Annotated in this window: 2 protein-coding genes; one reads left to right on the forward strand and one right to left on the reverse strand. The window is 61.3% G+C overall.

Annotated elements, in window-relative coordinates; translation table 11 throughout:
• Positions 1-220 precede the first annotated feature (220 nt).
• Positions 221-1,309, reverse strand: coding sequence for a C4-dicarboxylate ABC transporter substrate-binding protein (locus NML54_RS08305; RefSeq protein ID WP_254757420.1), 1,089 nt, complete (start codon positions 1,307-1,309; stop codon positions 221-223).
• 250 nt (positions 1,310-1,559) lie between these two features.
• On the opposite strand from NML54_RS08305, the gene NML54_RS08310 reads away from it, so the two are divergent.
• Positions 1,560-2,411 (forward strand): transcriptional initiation protein Tat, encoded by an 852-nt coding sequence (locus tag NML54_RS08310; protein WP_254757422.1) that lies wholly within the window; start codon positions 1,560-1,562, stop codon positions 2,409-2,411.
• Positions 2,412-2,556: the final 145 nt, after the last annotated feature.

The raw sequence follows: 2,556 nt of genomic DNA on the forward strand, positions 1-2,556 counted from the left end.
CGGGGGCGGCGGGCCCCTGTGGGGGGGGGGGGGGGGCTGCGCCGTGGGCGGCGCGGCCGGCGGCGCGGCGCTAACACAAAACAAGCTTCCGGGGGCGCCCCCCTAATTATGCGGGGGACCCCCCACCTTTTGCTATGCGATTTTATTGGGCTGACAGGGCTCTCAACCGGCGGCGTGCCGCCCAGCCAGATTCAACCTAGTCAGATTCCATCCAGTCAGCCTATTTAATCAGGCCCAGCGAACGAGCATGTTCGGCGGTAATGCCGCTCGGTTCAATGTGCTCGGGGCCCTTGTCCTTCTGCGGGTTTTCGGTCGCCTGGAAGCGAATCATCTTCATATCGTTTGCCGCGCCCAAGTGCGTAATCATGCCGTCACCGTTCAGGTCCACGGACACCGGCTCGGTGTCAATCTTGCCGTTGCCGTTGAAGTCAATCGGCTGGTCGGCGGGCTTGCCCTTGTACAGGAAGCCAGCCGCGCGGGAACCGAAGCCGCGCGCCTCGTACAGCTTCGCCTCGTTGAGCATGCGGTACTCGGCGGTGGAGTAGCCGAAGTAGCGGCTACCGTCAGCCCTGGGCACGCCGGTGAGGGTGTACTGGTAGTTCATGACACTGTAGTAGTTGGGCTTGTAGTTGATTTCGTCCCAGCCTCCGTGGCTCAGCGCGAGGTTGTGGCCGAGCTCGTGCACGAACACTGCCACGCGGATGTTGCTGCTTGCTTTACCCCAGAAGGTCGGGCCGACGGTGACCATGAGGTTGCGGCCACCGAAGTTAGCGATGCCGGAGGAGGTGCCGTTGTCGTAGTAGTCACCCCAGATGACGTAGTGGAAGGTGCCTTCTCGGGCGGGGTTGAATTTACCTTCGGTCGCCTTGATTCGGTGCAGTGCCTTGAATTCGCTGTCGAGTGCCTGGTAGCTGATTTCGTTGCCGCCGCCGAGGTTGTACTTGGCGCTGCGGGCGTTACCTGCGTCCAGGTGGATGTTTATGCCGGTGGTGCCGTCGGGGTTGCGTATGGGCAGGTCGGCGTAAATCTTGGTGATGCGGTCCAGTTCGTCTTCGCTGGGCAGCAGGCCCGCCATGTAGTCCATCTCGACAAAGATGTCCTTGTGGTTGGGGTTTGCGCCCATTGCGGGGAAGTCGATGTCGATTTTGCCGTCGCCGTCAGCGTCGTAGCCCTTCAGCTCCCAGGTGTTGGGGATGCCGTCGCCGTCGATGTCAGGGCTGTAGGCGTTTGCTGCGGGGGCTGCGATAGTGCCCATGCAGAGCACTGCGAGGGAGGCAAGCGTGACGCGTGCGCTCTTCAGAAATGCCATGTTGTGTTCCTTAGTGTGTGGTGACCGGTGGTGTTTCGATGGAGTTTTCCGGAAGGGCGTTCTCCACGGTTTCCATGATGCTCCCGTTTCACGCGCTAGGTGAGCTGGATGCTGCAATATTGATACATTAAGGTAAAAGTTGAGATACTTTTGAAGATGAGCTGAATTACAATTAGAGTATCAGTAATTCAAATCATATGCATCAATACATTCTTGATGACATGAGTGATCCGATAACAAGAGAGATCCTATGGCTTCTTCCTCGAACACCACCAACGGTCTGAACCGCCGCGCACTCATCAAGGGTGCCGCGTGGAGCACCCCCGTCATCGCAACCGCAGCGGCGGTACCCGCCTACGCAGCGTCCACCGATGCGCAGGAAACCCCGACCTTGAAGTTCGGCATCTTCACCCAAGCGTTCAACTCGAACCCCGCCAACGACTCTGATACCCGCTACGGCCTGGACTCCTACACCGTGCAGGTACCCAACATCACCGCAACCTCCACCACCCCGCAGAGCGCCGGCGGCGGCATCTTCACCCCCGGCGGTAGCGTCGGTGCCGGTCTGTACGGTGGCGCGGGCCTGTGGATTTCCGCGCCCATCAACTCCAAGGGCGAGTTCCAGGGTAGCACCTGGCTGTACGGCTCCGCACACCTGCAGGTGACCTTCGAGTTCACCTTCCCCACCGCAGAGAACGTCGCCGACCCGCTGCTGTGGGATATCGATAAGGACATTGAAATCCCGGCACTCGCCAAGAGCGAGGGTGGCGCGAAGACCAACAACCCCGCCGTGTCTGCATTCAATGGCATCGCATACACCGCGAAGTTCTACGAGCCGGTCATCGAGGACAACGTCTGGACCGGCGTGCTGGATATCCGCACCTCCGACTTCTTGGAAGCCACCGCGAAGGACGGCGTGAGCTACGCACAGGTGCTGGCTTCGCTGGTTCCGGTGTACTTCACCAACGTGACCTCCAGCTACACTCTGACCACCACCGTTCAGATCACCAGCGGTAGGGTCGCAATGCAGCTGACCGAGGGTGGCGAGTACACCTTCAAGGATCTGACTGGTTTGAGCGCTTCGGCAACCATCACCCGCTAAGGGAAATGACCCGCTAAGACAGCGAATTTAAACACCAGGGGCGCCGGCGGCGGGGGGGGGGGGGGGGGGGGGGGGGGGGGGGTTGGGGGGGGGGGGGGGGGGGGACGCACCCGCGGGGGGGGGGAGGGGGTGCGGGGGGGGCGGT

Origin of the sequence: Rothia gullae (genome assembly GCF_024294905.1) — a bacterium.
Classification (GTDB): Bacteria; Actinomycetota; Actinomycetes; order Actinomycetales; family Micrococcaceae; genus Rothia.